Here is a 21,066-nt window from a genome sequence, read left to right on the forward strand (position 1 = left end):
CTTCACCCTTATTTTGAAAAAAAATCATATTACAACTAACTTTTTACCTCATTTCCACCCGATTACAATGAAAATGTGTATCTTTGCAAGAATTTTGAAAGAAAAGTATTGATAAAACAATTTTTATGATTAACCCAATTGTTAAAACGATCGAGTTACCTGATGGAAGAACCATCACACTCGAGACGGGAAAGTTGGCAAAACAGGCAGACGGTTCTGTAATGCTTCGCATGGGAAACACCATGTTGTTAGCTACTGTTTGTGCCGCTAAAGATGCAGTTCCCGGAACAGATTTTATGCCTTTACAGGTAGAGTATAAAGAAAAATTTGCGGCATTCGGCCGTTTCCCTGGTGGTTTTACCAAAAGAGAAGGTAGAGCTTCTGATTATGAAATTCTTACTTGTCGTCTTGTAGACCGCGCTCTCCGTCCTCTATTCCCTGATAATTATCATGCAGAGGTATATGTAAACATTATCCTCTTTTCTGCTGATGGTGAAGATATGCCGGATGCTTTGGCAGGACTTGCTGCTTCTGCAGCACTTGCTGTTTCAGATATCCCTTTCAACGGACCGATCTCTGAAGTACGTGTAGCACGTATCGATGGACAGTTCGTTATCAATCCTACTTTTGATCAATTGGAAAAAGCTGATATGGACCTTATGGTTGCCGCTACTTATGAGAATATCATGATGGTAGAAGGTGAAATGAATGAAGTATCGGAAGCTGAATTGTTGGAAGCAATGAAGGTAGCTCATGAAGCTATCAAAGTTCATTGCAAAGCTCAGATGGAACTGACTGAAGAAGTCGGTAAAACTGTAAAACGTGAATATTGCCATGAAGTAAATGACGAAGATTTGCGTAAGGCTGTACGTGAAGCATGCTATGACAAGGCTTATGCTATCGCTGCTTCCGGAAACAAAAACAAGCATGAACGTATGGATGCTTTTGAGGCTATCTGTGACGAGTTCAAGGCACAATTCTCTGAAGAAGAATTGGAAGAAAAAGCTCCGCTGATCGACCGTTATTACCATGATGTGGAAAAAGAAGCCATGCGTCGTAGCATTCTTGATGAAGGCAAGCGTCTGGATGGCCGTAAGACTACCGAGATTCGTCCGATCTGGTGTGAAGTGGGTTACCTGCCTGGACCTCACGGATCTGCGATCTTTACTCGTGGTGAAACTCAGTCATTGACTTCTGTCACTTTAGGTACGAAGTTGGATGAGAAGATCATAGACGATGTATTGACTCATGGAAAGGAACGTTTCCTGTTACATTATAATTTCCCTCCTTTCTCAACAGGTGAAGCTAAAGCACAACGTGGTGTAGGCCGTCGTGAAATCGGTCACGGTCACTTGGCTTGGCGTGCATTGAAAGGACAGATTCCTGCTGACTATCCGTATGTAGTACGTGTCGTTTCAGACATTCTTGAATCTAACGGTTCTTCTTCAATGGCGACTGTATGTGCCGGAACATTGGCTTTGATGGATGCGGGTGTGAAAATCAACAAACCGGTTTCTGGTATTGCTATGGGATTGATTAAGAATCCGGGTGAAGAGAAATATGCTATATTGTCTGATATCTTGGGTGATGAAGACCACCTCGGAGATATGGACTTCAAGGTGACTGGTACAAAAGACGGTATTACCGCTACTCAGATGGATATCAAGGTAGACGGTTTGTCATATGATATTCTGGAACGTGCTTTGAATCAGGCAAAAGAAGGACGTATGCATATCCTTGGTAAGATTACTGAAACAATCTCTGAACCACGTGTTGAGTTGAAAGACCATGCTCCTCGTATTGAGACAATGACTATCCCGAAAGAATTTATCGGTGCTATAATTGGTCCGGGCGGAAAAATCATTCAGGGTATGCAGGAAGAAACGGGGGCTGTGATCACTATCGAAGAAATCGATGGAATTGGTCGCATCGAGGTTTCTGGTACAAGCAAGAAGTGCATTGATGACGCTATGCGCATGATCAAAGCGATCGTTGCTGTTCCTGAAATAGGTGAAGTATATAAAGGTAAGGTTCGTTCTATTATGCCTTACGGTGCATTCATCGAGTTCTTGCCAGGCAAAGATGGTTTGCTTCATATCTCAGAAATTGATTGGAAACGTCTCGAAACAGTTGAAGAAGCTGGTATCAAAGAAGGTGATGAGATTGATGTTAAATTGATTGATATTGATCCGAAGACAGGTAAATTCAAACTTTCAAGAAAAGTGTTGATGCCAAGACCGGAAAAGAAATAAAGAAACAAATTGTTTCTATATAAATAGATGGCCCGATTACTTTTAAGTAGCCGGGCTATTTTATTTATATGTGCATCTTGTTTTGTCAGAATGATACTAAAAAAAGAATCGGAAAGTACCCCCATACTTCCCGATTCGAAACAGTCAAAAATCGACCTTAATCAATTTATTAACTTAACACGTTACAAAGATATGAGAAAATTTTCTTTGGAAGAGCTTTTTTACTCAAAAAAGTTTAATCGTAGAGTAAATAATGTCGTTATGGAAGTTGTTTCTAGGTTAGTGAGAAAGCAGGTAAGGACTTTTTTCGATTATAAGATCAGTCTATAGGTTGTATAATATTCTTTTCTGAATGATTGCATGAATGACTTTCCCTGGACGTACGTCTGGGGATATAAGTTACTTATAAACTTGTATTGGTAGTTCTCCTTTTAATGCACTTAGAGCATTCAATGCCAATGCTTCCATTTCATCTTCTCCGGGATAGACATGTATGGGAGCCAGGAATGCAATACGTTTTGTCAGACGGGAGACTACATAATCGGAGTAAGCAATACCGCCTGTTAGAAGGATCGCGTCTATTTTTCCGCAAAGTACAGTAGAGGCGGCACCAATTGCTTTAGCAATATTATAGATCATGGCATCTATTACTAATTCTGCTGTCTTGTCACCTTTTTCTATGGATTGGATAATAGCAGCTACATCTGTAGTACCTAGATGAGCGGTAAGTCCGGCGCGTCCCGAAATACGTTTCTTTAATTCGTCTTTGGTGAACTGGCCACTAAAACATAAATCAATTAACTGTCCTGCAGGAAGTGTACCTGCTCGTTCCGGTGAGAAAGGACCTTCACCATCCAGCGCATTATTAGCGTCAATGGCACGTCCATGGTGATGGACTGCTATAGAAATACCTCCTCCCAAGTGGCAAATAATCAAATCCAGATTTTCATAGTGAGTATGTTGCTCCTGAGCGAATCGGCGTGCGATTGCTTTTTGGTTTAAAGCGTGCCAGATGGTAATTCGTGGCATTAATGGAGATCCTGTGATGCGGGCTACGTCTTCCAGTTCATCTACTACTCCGGGGTCGGCAATAAATGCACGACAACTAGGTAAAGAAGAAGATAGCTCGTCAGCAATTAATCCACCCAAGTTACAGGCATGAGTACGCATTGCGTGTAAGGTATCACGTTTCATCGCATCGTTTACTTCGTATACACCACCGGGAATAGGTTTGACCAGACCACCGCGTCCGACGATTGCATCGAATGCAAAAGGTATTCCATTAGCTTCCAGTTCCTGAAGTACCAGATTCTTCCGAAATTCGAATTGATCTATCACTTGTGGATAGGCGGCTAATTCTTCTACCGTATGTCGGATATTACGAACCAGAATCGGAGTCTCGTTTTCGTATACAGCTATTTTGGTGGAAGTAGAACCAGGGTTGATTGCCAGAATCTTCATTAATCTTGAATTTTAAATTATGAATTCGGATGAATTTGTTTTCTGCATTCGCAGTCTCCTGACACTTGCAGGCAAGCCATTGCAATACTATAATATTTGGATAACCCCGAATCACTGCGTGACGGAAGTACCACCGGACAGATAGGACCTTGCAATAATCCTGCCATTTCCGCTTTCGCAAATAATGATACAGATTTATAGAATGCATTGCCTGATTCGATGTTGGGGAAAATCAGTACGTCTGCCTGTCCATTGATAGGAGAAACAATACCTTTGATATCTCCGCTCGCTTGTTCACAAGAGGTACGCACATCGAGTGGACCGTCGATAATGACATTTCCAAATTCTCCTGCCTCAGCTAATTCCACAATATTCACGTAATCCAGTGAATGTGGGAATTTGGCACTTACTTTTTCAGTACAATGAATCAGTGCGATGCGTGGTTGATCGATACCAAAGTGGCGACAGGTGCAGATGGAATACCAAATCATTTCTATTCGTTGTTGTAATGTAGGACGTGGAATTACGGCTGCGTCCGAAAAGAATAGTAACTTATGGTAAGTCGGGATTTCCATAACAGCCAGATGAGTGAGGATTTTGCCTTTAGGTAATAATCCTTTCTCTTTGTCGAGTATAGCATGGAGCAAGTTATCTGTATTAATGATACCTTTCATCAAAATATCTGCTCCCCCTTCACGTACAATACGCACAGCTCCACGTGCAGCCTCGTCCGGATCATCAATGTGAATTGTTTTCACATAGTCGGGATATTGTTTGAGAGTGGGGAATTTATTTAGAATAGCAGAATCACCAATCATAAGAAATTCTGCAATTCCTTCCTCTAAGGAACGGGCAATGGCATATTCTGTGTTGGCATCATTGGCGCAAACTACTGCTATTCGTTTTCTACGGCGTTGTTTCTTTAGATGGGCTGTTAATTGGGCAAAACTTTGAATAGGTTCCATAACGTTAATGTTTTTAGCAAATATCTGAAAAATGATTGAAAAAGCAGGTAGAATGATCTTAAAAAATCCTCCTTACATATAACAATTTGCTATATTACATTTGTTTTTAAGTTCTGATATGCATCGCATTGTTTTTTCATGTATTTTTGCAAAAGAATTTTCCTGAAAACAAAATTGATATGAAACATTATAAGGGTCTCTTATTTATTAGTTCATTGTTCTTTTGCTGGATGTTCGTATCTTGTAAATCAACTCAAAGACTAGCGGGCTGGTCGCTGGTGTGGGAAGAGAATTTTAATCAAAAAAAAGATTTCAATGAACAGGTATGGAGCAAGATACCACGAGGAGGGGCTGATTGGAATAATTACATGACAGATTTTGATTCCTGCTATGCAATGCGTAAAGGAAAATTAGTGCTAAGAGGTATTGTCAATCACACGCAACTCAATGACACGGCTCCTTATTTGACAGGTGGTGTTTATTCGAAGAGGAAAAAAGCTTTCTCCAATGGACGCATTGAAATTCGTGCCAAGTTAGATCCAGCGAAAGGAGCTTGGCCGGCTATCTGGATGTTAGCTGAGAATGCCGATTGGCCGGTAGGGGGCGAGATTGATATTATGGAACGTTTGAATCATGATTCAATCGCTTATCAAACGGTTCATTCTTATTATACTTATACCTTAGGTCTAAAAAAACATCCGAAGTCGGGTTCTAAAGGAAGGATAGATCCGGATGGCTACAATGTATTTGCAGTTGAAATGTATCCGGACAGTCTTTCATTCTATATCAACAATGTGCATACGTTTACTTATCCCCGCATACAAACAATAGAGAAAGGCCAGTTCCCATTTAATCGGCCTTTTTATTTGTTGATTGATATGCAATTGGGCGGCTCTTGGGTGGGGGCAGTCGATCCGAAAGAGCTTCCGGTGGAGATGAAAGTAGACTGGGTACGTTTTTATCAGCGAAAATCAATAAAACAATAATATGGATATTCAATTCCCTTCTTTTTTGCAACGAGGTGATAAAGTGGTGATTATTTCTCCTTCCAGTAAAATTGATAGTCAATTTCTAAAAGGAGCGAAGAAACGTTTGGAGTTGTGGGGCTTGAAAGTTGCTATGGGAAAACATGCCGGAGGTTCTTCCGGACGTTTTGCCGGGACTATCAAACAGCGTTTGAAAGACCTTCAAGATGCGATGGATGATCCGAAGGTAAAAGCAATCCTTTGTAGCCGGGGAGGATATGGAGTGGTACATTTAATTGATAAAATTGACTTTACTGCTTTTAGGGAACATCCTAAATGGTTACTAGGATTCAGCGATATTACCGCTTTGCATAATCTTTTCCAGAAAAATGGATATGCTTCGTTGCACTCGTTGATGGCTCGCCATCTCACAGTAGAGCCGGAGGGTGATCTTTGTGTCGGTTATCTGAAAGATATTTTATTCGGAAATCTGCCCGAATATACTTGTGAAAAACATAAGTTGAATAAACAGGGAAGTGTGCAAGGAATCTTACGCGGAGGAAACATGGCAGTAGCGTATGGTTTGCGAGGTACTCCTTATGATATTCCTGCAGAAGGTACTGTGCTGTTTATCGAAGATGTCAGTGAGCGTCCCCATGCTATTGAACGCATGATGTATAATCTGAAGTTGGGAGGTGTGCTGGAGAAACTGTCAGGATTGATCATCGGACAGTTTACCGAATACGATGAGGATCATTCGTTAGGTAAAGAGCTGTATGCTGCTTTGGCGGATTTGGTGAAAGAATACGACTATCCGGTTTGTTTTAACTTTCCGGTAGGGCATGTCACTCATAATTTACCACTAATCAACGGAGCAAAAGTCGAGTTTACAGTTGGTAAGAAAAATGTGGAACTAAAGTTTATTTGTTAATAATCTATTCCATTTGAATGATGCTGTGATGAAAATGACTAATTTTGAAGTCTTAACATAAAAAGATGACAATGAAAAAGAAAGCTATGATATTATTGGGTAGTACTTTCTTGTTATTCTCCGCTTTTTCTTGTGGGGGAAGTAGCAAAGCTGGTAGTACAAACAATGTAGAGAGTGCAGGGGTGGTGAATGTGCCTCAGTTTGATGCGGATAGTGCGTATTTGTATGTGAAAAGTCAAGTAGATTTTGGTCCCCGGGTACCTAATTCTAAAGAACATGTAGCATGTGGTAATTATCTGGCTAAACAATTAGAGACATTTGGCGCAAGAGTAACCAATCAATATGCCGATTTGATTGCTTATGACGGGACTTTACTGAAAGCGCGGAATATCATAGGCTCTTATAAACCTGAAAACAAAAAAAGAATTGCTTTGTTTGCACATTGGGATACCCGCCCATGGGCTGATAATGATCCGGATGAGAAAAATCATCATACTCCTATTCTGGGTGCAAATGATGGAGCAAGTGGAGTAGGAGTTTTGTTGGAGATTGCCCGATTGATTAATCAGCAACAACCGGAGTTAGGCATTGATATTATTTTTCTGGATGCAGAAGATTATGGGGCAAGTGGAGGTAAAGAAGAATCATGGTGTTTGGGTGCTCAATATTGGGCTCGTAATCCACATGTAGAAAAATATAATGCTCGTTTTGGTATTTTACTTGATATGGTTGGAGGTGAAAATACTATGTTTTTAAAAGAATCTCACTCAGAGCAATATGCGCCGGATATTAATAAAAAGGTATGGAAAACCGCTAAGAAACTGGGGTATGGGAAAATGTTCATTGATGAAAATGGAGGAGCTGTTACGGATGATCATTTGTTTATAAACGAACTTGCACGTATTAAGACAATTGATATCATTGCTTCTGATCCGGAAGGAGGTTTTACTCCGACTTGGCATACGATCAATGATAATATGGATCATATTGATAAGAATACTTTGAAAGCTGTAGGACAAACAGTATTGGAAGTAATCTACAATGAGAAATAAATAATTTATCAGTACCTAAATAATTATTTTATATGTCAATAAATGAATTGCAGGACGAAGTTATTGCTGAATTCAGTGACTTCGATGATTGGATGGACCGCTATCAACTGTTGATCGACTTGGGAAACGAGCAGGAACCGCTTGATGAGAAATATAAAACAGAGCAGAATCTAATTGAAGGTTGCCAGAGTCGTGTGTGGCTTCAGGCAGATGACGTGGATGGTAAGATTGTCTTTAAGGCAGAAAGTGATGCGCTGATCGTAAAAGGAATAATTGCTTTACTTATTAAAGTTCTGTCCGGACATACAGCCGATGAAATTCTAAAAGCTGATCTTTATTTTATTGATAAAATTGGTTTGAAAGAACACTTGTCGCCTACACGAAGCAATGGTTTGCTTTCGATGGTGAAACAGATACGTATGTATGCTTTGGCGTTCAAGGCAAAAGAAGGAAGATAACCTAATGATAGTTAGTTAACCAATAAAAAAAGTAGATTAAGATAAAAAACTTAATCTACTTTTTTATAATATAATGGAGTACAATAGGTTAGTTTATATTCGTTTCATTCCATGGATAACGAACAGTTGTCCGATTCATCAATAGGATAACTCCTGCCAGTATAAGCAATGATACAAGACAGGTAATCAGATAAGGAGTTCCGGTGATAATCTCGTCTATATACTTAGCTTCTGGAAATTTTGCACTTAGATAAAGAGACAGTGAATTGTTGAGAACATGTATAAGAATACAAGGAATCAGACTCGCTGTTTTATAATAAATCCATGTTAATAGTATTCCGATTAAGAATGCGGGTAGTATTTGGGCCGGATTGATATGAATTACGCCAAATAGAAATGCTGAAAAAAGAATAGCTTTTGTTGGATTATACTGTTGCAGCAAGGCCTTGGTGATTGCTCCACGAAATAGTAATTCTTCAAATATAGGGCCAATAAGTGATATGACAAGTATTCCAATCCAGTTAGATTGGAGAATCTCGAAGGGGAATTCCATGATATTGGGAATCCATTTCATTAAGTCTGTGATAGCGGATACTACAAAAGAACAGGAAAGAATTGCCAGCACACTAAGAAGCAGATAAGAACCGGATACCAGTGACCAAGTTGTTTTTTGTTTGCTGATATAGCCGGCTTTCCATAAATATATAAGCATCATGAGTTGCCCGGTTAATTGTGCTGGAATTATAATCAAGTTCATCAATGCTTCATTATTTAAACTTCCAGTGGTTATTATTTGATAAATTACACAAGGAATCATCACTAAAATTGGAGCGACAATCTGTGCAATGACGAGGTATAATAAAATTAGTTTGATCGCAGTTCTCATATTTGTTATATTCTTTAGTCTATGAATATAGACAGTATTTAGCTTAATATAGTTTCTACTTCCTTAGCATCTTTATGGAGTTCTTCTATTAACTCTTCAATACTGTCGAATTTTAATTCGGGACGTGTTCTTTTTACAAAAGTAAGCCTTATGAATTTATCGTAAATATCTGAATGGAAATGTAGGATATTTACCTCAATAGTCCGGTTAGAACCATTGTCGATAGTAGGACGTACTCCAATGTTCAACATTCCCATATAAGTTTTCCCATCAACAGTCACCCAAACAGCATATACCCCGTCTGCAGGAATTAATTTATCGGGATCATCAACGTTTAAGTTAGCTGTCGGAAATCCTATTTTCCGTCCTACCTGATAACCGCCTACGACTGTACCATTCAGAAAATATTCGTATCCCAAACAACGGGCAGCTAGATCGACATCCCCTTGATGAAGCAGTTTCCGAATAAGTGAAGAACTTACTGTTATCTTTTTAGCATCATCTATTTCTATATAATCTGTACATGCAAGAGCACGAACTACTTCCATGCCAATAGATTGGCCATAACGTACATAATCTTCGAATCCTTCACTCCGATTATGTCCAAAACGATGATCGTAGCCTATAACCAGACATTTTACCTGAAATCGTTCTTTCAACAATCGTTCCATAAACTCCAAGGCTGTCAAACTGGAAATCTCTGGAGTGAAATCAAGCATCAGGCAATAGTCTACTCCGGTATCGGCTAACAAATTGATTTTTTCATCCGGAGTCGTTAATAATTCCGGACGATAATCCGAATGCATCACCTTACGAGGATGAACGGGAAAAGTAACTAAGGCAGAACGCAAACCTTTGGCTGTCGCTATCTCTTTCACTTGTTGAATCAAATAGCGATGTCCGATATGTACTCCATCAAAAAAACCGATGGTGGCTACACATGGCTCAGGAATTATAGTGTCTGTATCACGTATAATCTGCATAGTTGCAAAATTACCTTTTTTTATTGAATAAATGGCTCCAATCTTCACCGGCTTTTGGAGTATAGGTCGAAATTCCCAATTCCTGAGCTACTTTACAGTTTATGTCAGAGTCGTCAATGAAGAAAGTTTCTTTAGGGTCAATATCTGCATCTTCGATGACAGCTTTAAAAATCTCCATTTCGGGTTTGATCATTTTCATTTCAAAAGAGAGATAAGCCTTTTCGAAGTAGTCTTCTACTTTGAATGTGCGGTAAGGGAAAGCATTCTCACAAGCCCATTTCCAATGGATAGCATTCGTATTACTAAGCAAGTAGACTACATATTTCTCGCGAAGTTTCAATAAGAGTTCAAGCTTATAGGTAGGTATATCCACAAGAAAGCTGTTCCAGGCTGTATCAATTTGCTGATCACTGAGCGTTTTTCTCATCATCTCGCGAACCCCATTGCGAAATTCAGCAGAAGTAATCATTCCTTTTTCATGTTGCATGAGGATTCCCTGTGGATGATAGAAATTCAGCAGGGAGTCGACATGTTCACATCCTAATTTCTTAAAATTGTCAATACAACGTTGGCGGTCTAGATTTATAAGAACCCCACCAAGATCGATAAGGAGATTCTTAATTCCTTTACTTTTCATTTTTCTTTTTGTGAGTAATACGTTGGACAAGGCGAATAAGTTCTCCAACCCATAACACCATGGACGAAACGCCTATAATACAAAGCCAGGTTTGCCAGTCGAGCGGTGTTGTACGGAATACTGCTCCTCCGAATTGTACAATGAGGAACTGACCGGTTAAAATGGCTAAAATGATAAACTCCATACCATACGATTTGGAAATCCCTTTGAAAGCAGAATCGGTAGTACCGAATACACGGGCATTGAAGAGATTCCAAAATTGAAGCATGACAAAAAAAGTAAAGAAGATAGTGAGATTTTGTACATCCATACCTTGAGGAGAATGATCGAAATAATAGATCATTCCAAGCAGTATGATAAGGAAGACAGAACCTACACCTAATATATTATGCCTCATTGCTTTCGTAATGATAAAATCGCTGCTACGCCGGGGTTTATCCTGCATTACAGTCTCGCTGGGAGGAATAGAAGCTAAGGCTAAAGCGGCAAAGGTATCCATAATAAGATTTACCCATAACATTTGTGTAACGGTTAGGGGTAGTTCTGTACCGATGATAGAGCCTAGCAGTACAATTAACAAAGCAACAAAGTTGATTGTCAACTGGAATACGATGAACCGTTGGATATTTTTATAGAGTGAACGTCCCCACATAACGGCAGTTCCAATGCTATTGAACGAATCATCAAGCAGTGTGATATCACTTGCTTCTTTGGCAACGGAAGTTCCTGTACCCATTGACAATCCCACTTGAGCATGATTCAGGGCAGGTGCGTCATTCGTACCATCTCCTGTTACGGCAACTACTGCTCCTTTTTGTTGAAGCAACTGCACCAGGCGTTGTTTGTCCGTAGGACGTGCACGTGACATGATTTTGAGGTCCATGATACGTTTCAATGCCTCTTCATCACTTAATTCAGCAAAGGCAGCACCTGTTATCCGATTCCATTCAGTGTCTTTTTCAGGATTCCATAGTCCGATTTGGCGTGCAATCTCTGTAGCAGTTCCCGGAGTGTCTCCGGTGACAATCTTAATACCGATACCGGCTGATTGGCATTTAGCTACCGCAGCAGGTACATCCGGACGTATAGGGTCTGAAATGGCAACTATACCTAAAAAGTTTAAGTCATTGGCAGAGACAAGCTCTGTGCAGTCATTCGGCTCATTTTCTCCTACTATTTTGAAAGCAAAACCGAGAGTACGCATTGCCATGTTCTGATAGTTCAGTAACTGTGCTTCTACCGTAGAGCGATATTCTACTGCATCTACTCGACGTCCGTCCAATATAACTTCTTTGCATTTGCCGAGAACGATTTCGGGAGCTCCTTTGATATAGAGTATTTTCTTTCCGATAATCGGTGATTCAACAAGCGTAGCCATGAATTTGCGTTCTGTAGAGAACGTTAATTGGTCAAGTATATGTACGTTCTCTCTGAGCTCCAGATAATTTCTGCCCTGGCTATTGAGCCATAATAATAAAGCAACTTCAGTTGGATTTCCTACTCCTTTAGGCTTTTCGCCATTGGTAGTTTCTTCAAGGAAAGCAGTTGAGTTCGCACTAATTCCTTCTGCAATAAGAGCACTGATATCGTCATCAGATAACTGACTATTATTTTTGATTCCATAAAAGTTTGGCTCATATACTTGCATCTGGTTTTGAGTCAGAGTACCGGTTTTGTCTGTACAAATGACCGTAATTGCCCCCATTGTCTCACAAGCGTGCATCTTTCTCACCAGGTTATTAGTGGAAAGCATACGGCGCATATTCAGTGCCAGACTTAATGTAACACTCATAGGCAAACCTTCCGGAACAGCTACAACGATTAAGGTAACTGCCATCATAAAGTATTTCAGTGTCCGTTCCAAAACAGGAAGCCATTCCTGCCAACTGTTGAGTGCGCTGAAATCATAATATAGCAACACATCTTTTACAAAGAATATAAGGAAGGCCAATCCTGCAACTGTAAATCCGATCTTTCCGATCAGGTTAGCAAGCTTGGTTAGTTGGATGTTTAATGGAGTCGGTTCAAGGTTCTGTTCTGTGCTTTGACGGGCTACTTTCCCAATCTCCGTTGCATCTCCTACATGTAAAACACGCATTGTCCCGTGACCGTCCACCACTGTTGTTCCGCGCATAACCAGATTAGAAGCATATGTTGCTTCTTCATCAAAATCAGCTTCGACAACTGTTTTATTGATTACCGGTTCACCGGTAAGGTTGGATTCGTTAACTTGTAGAGAAATGGCTTCCAGTAATTCTCCATCGGCAGGAATTTCCTCTCCTGTTTCCAGAATTACAATATCCCCCACAACAATATCTTTACGGGGAACTTCTTGAACATGCCCGTTTCGGATAACTTTGACTAACGTCTCTTCATTAACGGCATTCAGCAGATCGAATTTTTTGTTAGCATCGTATTCGAAAAAGAAACCGATACCTGTAGCAAGCAGAATCGCTGCAATAATTCCGATAGTTTCGGCATATTCATTTTCGATGATAGAGATAATCAACGAAAATGCGGCGGCTATTAATAATACGCGTACAACAGGATCTTCAAACTTTTCGAGGTAAAGTTTCCAAAGAGATGGACGCTTAGGGGGTGTTAGCAGGTTTACACCATTTTTTCCCCTGCTTTGTAGGACTTCCTTATCAGTAAGTCCTAAATGATTATAATCATCTTTTTTTGCACTCATGCAGATACATGCGTTTAGTTAGGATTGCAAAAGTACAACATTAAATTGTGATAAAATGTTTAATTAAAATTTTTTATGAAGTTGCAATTATTCATTTAGGTCTGCCGCATGAACTATAGGGGATTGTAAACCAGAAAGTAGAGCCTTCTCCTTCCACAGAATCTACGCCAATTGATCCGTTTAACTTGGAAATAATGGTTTTATACCATGAAAGTCCCAGTCCTGTTCCCTTTTTATCCTTGTTTAATTTTACAAAACGTTCGAATACATTCGGTAACTTTTCAGCTGAGATCCCAATTCCAGTATCAGTGACATGGAAATAAAGTTCATTTTCTCTAGCTTCGTAGCCGATGCAGATACTTCCTTTTTTTGTAAATTTGATAGCATTGGTCATGAAGTTGGCGAGTACTTGCGAGATACGATTACGGTCTGTTTGTATCAGACAGGAAGGAAGGGAAGTCTCTGTCAATATCTTTATATTTTCTACAGATCCGGCTGTTCTCAACTGGAAAAGTTGTTGTAACTCGTGAATTAACTGATTGATATCCACTTCGGTATATACGAATTCGAGAGTTCCTGCTTCTATTTTCGACATATCCAGAATATCGTTGATCAATTGTAATAACAGTTCAGCATTTGTTTTGATTATTTTTTGATATTGTGCTTTGTCTTCTGCATTATTGGTTACTTCCAGAATTTCAGAGAATCCCATGATCGCGTTTAACGGAGTACGTATTTCATGACTCATGTTTGCTAAAAATGCAGATTTTGAAATATCGGCTTCTTCAGCCTTATTTTTAGCTTGTACTAATGCCCTTTCTATTTGTTTTTGATGGGTGATATCATGTACGGTAATTACCATTTTCTCTTCCTCGTCGAGCATAAGATATGTTCCGGAGATAATAGCATCACACTCAACAGTTTCGCTATCCGATGTAACTACATTTAAAGTTGCTTCTAAATTGGTGAAACTCTTTTTCTGGTCGAATGCCTGTTGAATGGCGTGGCGTATTGGACAAGTTCCACAAAAAACATGTGTGCCACAGCCTCCTTTTGCAGATAGTGCGTTGCGGCATTGCAGTAAATCACCGACTCTTTTTCTATCCAAGCTTTCCAGTACTCCTGTCAGTTGGTAATAATTGGTTTGTTGTACTTTAAAATCATTATCTATCAATAAAATGAAAGCATGTACATTTTTTAATATAGCATTTGTAATATGATGGGCATGCCTCAACTCTTTGGCGTCTTGGAGTAACTGTTGCTGCATATAAAGACGTTTTTTTCGCTCCCACAAGAAGATGCTTAGCAGGACGATATCTATGATAAGGAAGATAAATAGTAATATTGTGTGCATGATGTATTTTGTTCAGTATGTGCTTACAAAGATACTTTTTTCCTTTTTATAAAAAAAGGAATCTGAACAATTTGCTTATATTAGCGTTTTATTATATAGAAAACCAATAAAAAACGAACAGTATGAGAAAGTACATTTGCACGGTTTGTGACTACATTTATGATCCGGAACAAGGTGATCCGGATGGTGGAATTGATCCAGGTACAGCGTTTGAGGATATTCCGGATGATTGGGTATGTCCTCTTTGCGGAGTAGGCAAAGAAGATTTCGAACCGTATGAAGAATAAAAGAGAGAAATAAAGATTCTGTGAATTGAAATGGTCGGGTATGTATGGATAACATATCCGACCATTTAAAGAAGTAACACGTCTATTTATAGATGTATATATAAAATGAGAGATTTGTTATTCCATTAGTAGATTAAGGGATTTTTTTCTCTTTCACGTCACTACTCGCTTCCACCACATTAACTACATAGTCACCGAGCTTTTCACATTCAGCGATAATATCCATGTAGTAAACTCCCATCTGGTAATCATATTCTTTGTTGTTCACATCCAGAATATTCTGATTCTTCAGTTGATTGCGGTAGTTATTGATTTCATTCTCAATGTTGAAAGACTTATTGATGTCAATGCTTTGATGTTCCGGTTTTTCTACCACTACAATCATTTGCGAAAGAGCATCGCTTGTTAGTTTCATCATAAAATGAATATGCTCATATTGCTTTTCTGTAAAGTCCTGGTTTGTCTGACGTTTCCGGTTGATGGTACGAGCCAGGTTGTAACAACTGTCACCGATACTTTCGATTTCAGTTACTTCACGTAGCATGGCACGAATCTGCAACTTACTTTCAGAGCTTAACCGTCCTTCGGAAACCTGATTCAAGTAGTTGGCTATTTCTAACTCCATATTATCGCTGATATTCTCGTATTTCTCTACTCTACTGAATAACTTATTGAAGTCATCATCTTTTTCGGTGTGTAGCAGATCCTGAACCATTCCAAACATACGATGAGTACGTTCCGCAAACAGGTGAATTTCTTTACGTGCCTGGAGAATAGAGAGTTCTGCCGTAGAAAGCATACCACCTGTGATAAACCGGAGGCGTGGCTCTTCGTCTTCATCTTTCAGATGTATTAAAGCACATACGGTACGTTCTATGAGTTTTACAGCCCAAATCAATATAAACACATTACATATATTGAAGATGGAATGGAAAGCGGATAGTTTGTAAGATATAGCCACTTCGGGATTACTTGTTTGAAAGAATGTATCTACGACCCAATTTACGAACTGCATAAAAGGATGGAAGATGATCAACACCCAGATGACGCCGAACACATTAAAAACAAAATGGGCCAATGCTGCCCGCTTAGCCTGGGTGTTGGCTGTTAGTGCGGCAAGATTGGCCGTGATCGTAGTTCCGATATTTTCACCTAAAACTAGTGCTGCTCCCAGTTCAAGGCTGATCCAGCCGTTGGCACACATAATTAAGGTAATTGCCATGGTAGCTGCCGAGGCTTGTACGATCATGGTCAGAATGGTGCCGATGAATAAGAACAGTAGAACAGAGAAAAATCCCATGTCTGTGTAGTTCTGTACGAAAGCGAGCATTTCCGGGTTGGAGTTTAAGTCGGGTGCATTTGCTTTCAGATAAGAAAGCCCCATGAAGAGAAAAGAAAAACCGAAAATGAATTCACCTATGGATTTACGGTTGCTCTTACCCGAAAAGATAAGTGGCAAGGCGATGGCCAGAAGAGGAAGGGCGAAAGCAGCCATATCAACTTTAAATCCAAAAATAGAGATAATCCAAGCAGTAACTGTAGTACCGATGTTGGCTCCCATAATTACGCTGATAGATTCAGCCAGAGTCAGTAATCCGGCATTAACGAAACTCACGACCATGACCGTCGTTGCTGATGAAGATTGGATAAGGGCTGTGATTAGCACTCCTGTTAATACACCTGTTACCCGGTTGGTGGTCATTGCTGTCAGAATACTTCGTAGCCTGTCGCCCGCGACTTTTTGCAAGCCCTCACTCATTATTTTCATTCCATATAGGAAGAGGCCTAATGAACCTATGAGCTTTAAAAAATCATAAAAAGAATATTCCATCTATAATAATTTTAATGGTTGTTTGTTCTCTATCTGATTAATATAACGTATATTTAGTCCCACATAATTCACCCTTTAAAGAACAACGATGAAACAGATGATACAAATATGTTGCAAAAATAATAATATTTATAAAGAATTCCCTATCGGAAGCTCACTTTTGGATATTTATTACGGTTTTAATCTTAATTTTCCTTATCAGGTAGTTAGTGCCAAAGTGAACAATCGTTCCGAAGGACTTAACTTCAGAGTTTATAATAATAAAGACGTAGAGTTTCTCGATGTACGTGATCAGTCGGGTATGCGTACGTATGTCCGATCTTTATGCTTTGTCCTGTATAAGGCAGTTACAGAGCTTTTTCCGCAAGGAAAACTGTATGTAGAACATCCGGTGTCAAAAGGTTATTTCTGCAATCTGCGAATTGGTCGTCCTATAGAATTGGAAGACGTGACACGCATCAAAAAGAGGATGCAGGAAATTGTAGAAGAAAACATCTCTTATCACCGGATTGAGTGTCATACAGCTGAGGCCGTACGGGTATTCAGTGAACGGGGAATGAATGATAAAGTGCGGTTACTCGAAACATCCGGTTCTATTTATACCTATTATTATACATTAGGCGATACAGTAGATTACTATTACGGAAACCTTTTGCCGAGTACCGGCTATCTGAAACTATTCGATATTGTGAAATATTACGATGGGTTACTTTTGCGTATTCCGAGTAGAGAGAATCCGGAAGTATTGGAAGACGTGGTTAAACAGGAAAAAATGTTGGATGTATTTAAGGAACATCTCAACTGGAGTTATATCATGGGACTTAACAATGCCGGTGACTTTAACCTTGCATGCGAAGTGGGGCATGCTACGGATTTGATTAATGTGGCAGAGGCTTTGCAAGAAAAGAAAATAGCTCAGATAGCCGATACGATTTTTCATCGGGGAGAGAATGGAAACAGGGTGAAACTTGTGTTGATTTCCGGTCCTTCCTCTTCCGGAAAAACCACCTTTAGTAAGCGGCTTTCGATACAATTGATGACAAACGGGTTGAAACCGTTTCCGATTTCATTGGATAATTACTTTGTAGACCGAGAAGATACTCCGTTGGATGAACATGGGAATTATGATTATGAATCTCTGTATGCGCTCGATTTGGATCTGTTTAATCGGCAGTTGCAAGCTTTGCTTCGTGGAGAGGAAGTGGAATTACCTCGTTTTAACTTTGCACTTGGTAAGAAGGAATTCAAAGGCGATAAACTGAGAATTGAAGAAAATACAATTTTGATTTTAGAAGGAATTCATGCTTTGAATCCGGAACTGACTCCTCATATACCCGATGAGAAGAAATTTAAGATATATGTATCTGCTTTGACTACCATCTCATTGGATGATCACAATTGGATTCCTACCACAGATAACCGATTGTTACGTCGTATTATCCGCGACTTTAATTATCGGGGTTATTCTGCTCGTGAGACAATTTCCCGCTGGCCTAGTGTACGTGCCGGAGAAGATAAATGGATATTTCCTTATCAGGAGAATGCAGATGTAATGTTTAATTCCGCTTTACTATTTGAGTTTGCAGTGTTACGTTTGCATGCTGAACCTATTTTGACGGGAGTGCCTCGTAATTGTCCGGAATATTGCGAGGCATATCGCTTGCTGAAGTTTATTAAGTATTTTGTTCCGGTGCAGGATAAAGAAATTCCACCGACATCACTACTTCGGGAATTCTTGGGAGGAAGTAGTTTTAAATATTAGGTAAAGAAAAATGTTCTCAAATGAAATAGCAAAAGGTATACGGTTTAGAATTATTTTTTACCTTTGCAGTAGAAGCAAATACTATGATTTATGAAAATATGGTCTTTATTTTGGGTTATTATTCTTAGTATCAGTACAATAACTAAAGCAGAAGAAGCCTCTGACAAAGCGACGGAATTGATGAAAATGGGACAGAGCTATCTTGAACAAAAAGAATATGTCAAGGCACGTTATCTTTTTAAACAAGCATATTCTGCATTTTCTTCTTATGGGAATTATGAAAAAGCCGTTCAATGCGGGATTCAAACTGCTGAACTCTATGTTCGGGAGAACTATTATAAGGAAGCATTTGAGCTTTGCCGGGATATGAATCAGTTGATTGCGACTGGGGCAGAAAAGCTACATAAACCTTTCTATGACTTGCAATTTTTAGTCACCAAAGAAAGGTTGAAAATGTATATCAGGCTGAAAGCTACTGCACAAGCTAAGGAGCAATTGGCTAAGTTGGATGAAATAGCCGGTTTGGCAAAAACTGATTCTTTGAGTGAGGAACTTCTGTATATTCAGGCTGAGTACTATTATACATTTGGACTTAATGCTCAAGGAGATGCATGTTTCCGAAAACTTATCAGTCAATATAAAGAAAAGAAGAATTACGAGAAAGTAAACGAGTGTTATCGGAATTTGATAGAAATCTCCAAGAAATCAAATAATACTGCATTGGCTTGTCGTACTTACGAGAATTTTATATTGTGGACAGACTCGGTTAAAACATTGACTGCACAGGATGAACTTAATGTTCTTAAAAGAAAGAACGAGGAAAGTTTGAATATTATTACAGAGAAGGATGACTCTTTAGCTGTGAAACAATATATAATAATAGGACTTGGTATATTTGCCGCTGTACTTATTGCCGGCTTGATCCTGCTTGCTGTTATTTGGCTTCGTTGTGTCGTTAACAATAAGAAATTAAAGAAAAGTATAAAGATTGCCAATGAGCATAATGAATTAAAGACGCAGTTTATTTCCAATATCTCGGCACAGATGGCACCGGCTTTGGATACGTTGGAAACTTCGGCTGGGCGTATCTCTGAAAAAGCATTGCAGGAGGGACAACAAATGCAATTGCAGGTAGCTTCATTGAAGAAATTCAGTGATGATATACAGGAACTCTCCTCTTTGGAAAACTCGCTGACAGAAATATATGAGTTGCGTGAAGTCAATGTCTGTACATTTAGTGAAGCGGTTATGGCAAAGATTTCAGGATTATTGCAACCGGGAGTTACTTCAGTAGTGAATGCTGCCAAATTGCAAATAAAAACGAATCCTGAACAGTTAGAACGAATTTTAATTCATTTGTTGAAAAATGCTGCTTACTATACTTCCGAAGGTAAAATAATACTTGATTTCAAGAAAAGGGGAGCACATACACATCAGTTTATAGTGACTGATACCGGTTGTGGAATTCCGGAAGAACTGAAGGAGAATCTCTTTAAACCTTTTGCTGAAATAAAGGATCTGACACAAGGTGACGGGCTGGGATTGCCAATCTGTTCTCTGCTTGCTACTAAAATGAATGGAAGTCTGACACTGGATACTACCTACACCAAAGGAAGTCGGTTTATATTGGAATTACATGTTTAATTGAAAAATAAAACTGATTAATGGTATAGGGACTATTTCAAAAGTTTCAAAGCACTTTGATATTTATCGTATTTCGATAAATAATTATCGTTTTTCTTTTGAGTGTTACCAGAAATATGTATTTTTGCTGGTAGAAAAGGAATCTTAAAGATAAACGATTATGGGAATAAAATTAAAATTCAAAGGATTAAAAAGTAAGTATGCCGGAGTTGGAATCGTAGTATTCATTGCTGCTTTAACTATTCTGCAATGTCTTGTTTACAGTATTGGGATTTTTAAAGAATTGCATAACAGTACAGTAAATTATGCATCAGTAGGAATATTAGTTTGTAATATCGTATGTTTGCTTTTTATTTGCATACAGATTTTCCGTATCGACAGCCGTAATTTATTGACTAGAAAGACGGCTGGAATTGTAACAAGTTGCGGTATAATTATTATTTTATGTATGTTAATTCGTGGGCGTTTGTTCGATCATACTATTGAAGCGGTAACAATACAGACATATACAGTTTATCAGGATTGGTTATTAATTTATGTAATTGGTTTCTTAATGATATTCCTTGGAAGTATCATAAGAAAAGCTGTAAATATTAAGGAAGAGAATGATTTAACTGTTTAATTGATGATGCTATGCCTATTATAGTAAATTTGGATGTGATGATGGCAAAGCGGAAAATTTCGCTTAGCGAGTTAGCGGAAAGAATAGATCTGACTCTTGCGAATTTGTCTATTTTGAAGACAGGAAAAGCTAAGGCAATACGCTTTTCTACTTTAGAGTCTATTTGTGAAGAGTTAAATTGTCAGCCGGGAGATATATTGGAATATCGACCTGAATAATTGGGCAAGGTAATTGTTTTCGGCAGAATGAGCCTATCATGTAAAAAGCGATTAAAGAGTATTTCT

The 21,066-nt window shown here is 39.0% G+C and carries 18 protein-coding genes; 10 read left to right on the forward strand and 8 right to left on the reverse strand.

Translation table 11 applies throughout. The annotated features are described in order from the left end of the window. Positions 1 to 125 precede the first annotated feature (125 nt). Positions 126 to 2,252, forward strand: coding sequence for a polyribonucleotide nucleotidyltransferase (gene pnp / locus CZ225_RS04025; RefSeq protein WP_077153048.1), 2,127 nt, complete (start codon positions 126 to 128; stop codon positions 2,250 to 2,252). Positions 2,253 to 2,651: 399 nt separating this feature from the next. On the opposite strand, the gene buk is transcribed toward pnp, so the two are convergent. After that, positions 2,652 to 3,713, reverse strand: a complete 1,062-nt coding sequence (buk, locus tag CZ225_RS04035; RefSeq protein ID WP_077153050.1) for a butyrate kinase — start codon at positions 3,711 to 3,713, stop codon at positions 2,652 to 2,654. 17 nt (positions 3,714 to 3,730) lie between these two features. Further along, complete coding sequence (locus tag CZ225_RS04040) at positions 3,731 to 4,678, reverse strand: phosphate acyltransferase (RefSeq protein ID WP_077153051.1); 948 nt, start codon at positions 4,676 to 4,678, stop codon at positions 3,731 to 3,733. Between the two features lie 179 nt (positions 4,679 to 4,857). Here CZ225_RS04040 and CZ225_RS04045 point away from each other — a divergent pair, with 179 nt between their 5' ends. The 4 genes from CZ225_RS04045 (at position 4,858) to CZ225_RS04060 (ending at position 8,084) form a co-directional block, all read left to right on the forward strand. Next, positions 4,858 to 5,664, forward strand: a complete 807-nt coding sequence (locus CZ225_RS04045; protein ID WP_077153052.1) for a glycoside hydrolase family 16 protein — start codon at positions 4,858 to 4,860, stop codon at positions 5,662 to 5,664. A 1-nt stretch (position 5,665) separates the two neighbouring features. Next, entirely contained in the window at positions 5,666 to 6,574 is a 909-nt protein-coding gene (locus tag CZ225_RS04050) for a S66 peptidase family protein (RefSeq protein WP_077153053.1), read from the forward strand. Between the two features lie 71 nt (positions 6,575 to 6,645). Beyond that, entirely contained in the window at positions 6,646 to 7,626 is a 981-nt protein-coding gene (locus CZ225_RS04055; RefSeq protein WP_077155681.1) for a M20 family metallopeptidase, read from the forward strand. Positions 7,627 to 7,658: 32 nt separating this feature from the next. Continuing rightward, positions 7,659 to 8,084, forward strand: coding sequence for a SufE family protein (locus CZ225_RS04060; RefSeq protein WP_025075218.1), 426 nt, complete (start codon positions 7,659 to 7,661; stop codon positions 8,082 to 8,084). Positions 8,085 to 8,172: 88 nt separating this feature from the next. Here CZ225_RS04060 and CZ225_RS04065 read toward each other — a convergent pair whose 3' ends face one another. From CZ225_RS04065 to CZ225_RS04085, 5 genes are all read right to left on the reverse strand, one after another. Further along, complete coding sequence (locus CZ225_RS04065) at positions 8,173 to 8,970, reverse strand: CPBP family intramembrane glutamic endopeptidase (RefSeq protein WP_077153054.1); 798 nt, start codon at positions 8,968 to 8,970, stop codon at positions 8,173 to 8,175. A gap of 38 nt (positions 8,971 to 9,008) precedes the next feature. Continuing rightward, positions 9,009 to 9,953: a bifunctional riboflavin kinase/FAD synthetase gene (locus CZ225_RS04070; RefSeq protein ID WP_077153055.1), complete on the reverse strand. Its 945-nt coding sequence runs from the start codon at positions 9,951 to 9,953 to the stop codon at positions 9,009 to 9,011. Between the two features lie 10 nt (positions 9,954 to 9,963). Next, positions 9,964 to 10,590 (reverse strand): HAD family hydrolase, encoded by a 627-nt coding sequence (locus tag CZ225_RS04075; protein ID WP_077153056.1) that lies wholly within the window; start codon positions 10,588 to 10,590, stop codon positions 9,964 to 9,966. Beyond that, entirely contained in the window at positions 10,580 to 13,282 is a 2,703-nt protein-coding gene (locus tag CZ225_RS04080) for a calcium-translocating P-type ATPase, PMCA-type (protein WP_077153057.1), read from the reverse strand. Before CZ225_RS04080 ends, CZ225_RS04075 begins: the two co-directional genes overlap by 11 nt. 91 nt (positions 13,283 to 13,373) lie before the next feature. After that, the gene (locus CZ225_RS04085; protein ID WP_077153058.1) at positions 13,374 to 14,549 is read right to left on the reverse strand and encodes a sensor histidine kinase; all 1,176 of its coding nucleotides are present in this window, start codon (positions 14,547 to 14,549) and stop codon (positions 13,374 to 13,376) included. Positions 14,550 to 14,758: 209 nt separating this feature from the next. Here CZ225_RS04085 and rd point away from each other — a divergent pair, with 209 nt between their 5' ends. Next, a complete protein-coding gene (rd, locus tag CZ225_RS04090) occupies positions 14,759 to 14,923 on the forward strand; it encodes a rubredoxin (protein WP_025075222.1) in 165 nt (54 codons plus the stop codon). Positions 14,924 to 15,056: 133 nt separating this feature from the next. On the opposite strand, the gene CZ225_RS04095 is transcribed toward rd, so the two are convergent. Further along, entirely contained in the window at positions 15,057 to 16,754 is a 1,698-nt protein-coding gene (locus CZ225_RS04095; RefSeq protein ID WP_077153059.1) for a Na/Pi cotransporter family protein, read from the reverse strand. Positions 16,755 to 16,842: 88 nt separating this feature from the next. Between CZ225_RS04095 and CZ225_RS04100 the strand changes: the two genes are divergently transcribed. From CZ225_RS04100 to CZ225_RS04115, 4 genes are all read left to right on the forward strand, one after another. Continuing rightward, the gene (locus CZ225_RS04100; RefSeq protein WP_077153060.1) at positions 16,843 to 18,516 is read left to right on the forward strand and encodes a nucleoside kinase; all 1,674 of its coding nucleotides are present in this window, start codon (positions 16,843 to 16,845) and stop codon (positions 18,514 to 18,516) included. 90 nt (positions 18,517 to 18,606) lie between these two features. Next, positions 18,607 to 20,160: an ATP-binding protein gene (locus CZ225_RS04105; RefSeq protein WP_077153061.1), complete on the forward strand. Its 1,554-nt coding sequence runs from the start codon at positions 18,607 to 18,609 to the stop codon at positions 20,158 to 20,160. A 160-nt stretch (positions 20,161 to 20,320) separates the two neighbouring features. Then, on the forward strand, positions 20,321 to 20,782 hold the full coding sequence (locus CZ225_RS04110) for a hypothetical protein (protein ID WP_077153062.1): 462 nt from the start codon (positions 20,321 to 20,323) through the stop codon (positions 20,780 to 20,782). 11 nt (positions 20,783 to 20,793) lie between these two features. After that, positions 20,794 to 21,000 carry a helix-turn-helix domain-containing protein gene (locus tag CZ225_RS04115; protein ID WP_025075227.1) on the forward strand — a complete coding sequence of 69 codons (207 nt, stop codon included), beginning with the start codon at positions 20,794 to 20,796 and terminating at the stop codon, positions 20,998 to 21,000. Positions 21,001 to 21,066 lie beyond the last annotated feature (66 nt).

Origin of the sequence: Bacteroides bouchesdurhonensis, assembly GCF_900155865.1 — a bacterium.
In the GTDB taxonomy this organism is placed as follows: domain Bacteria; phylum Bacteroidota; class Bacteroidia; order Bacteroidales; family Bacteroidaceae; genus Bacteroides; species Bacteroides bouchesdurhonensis.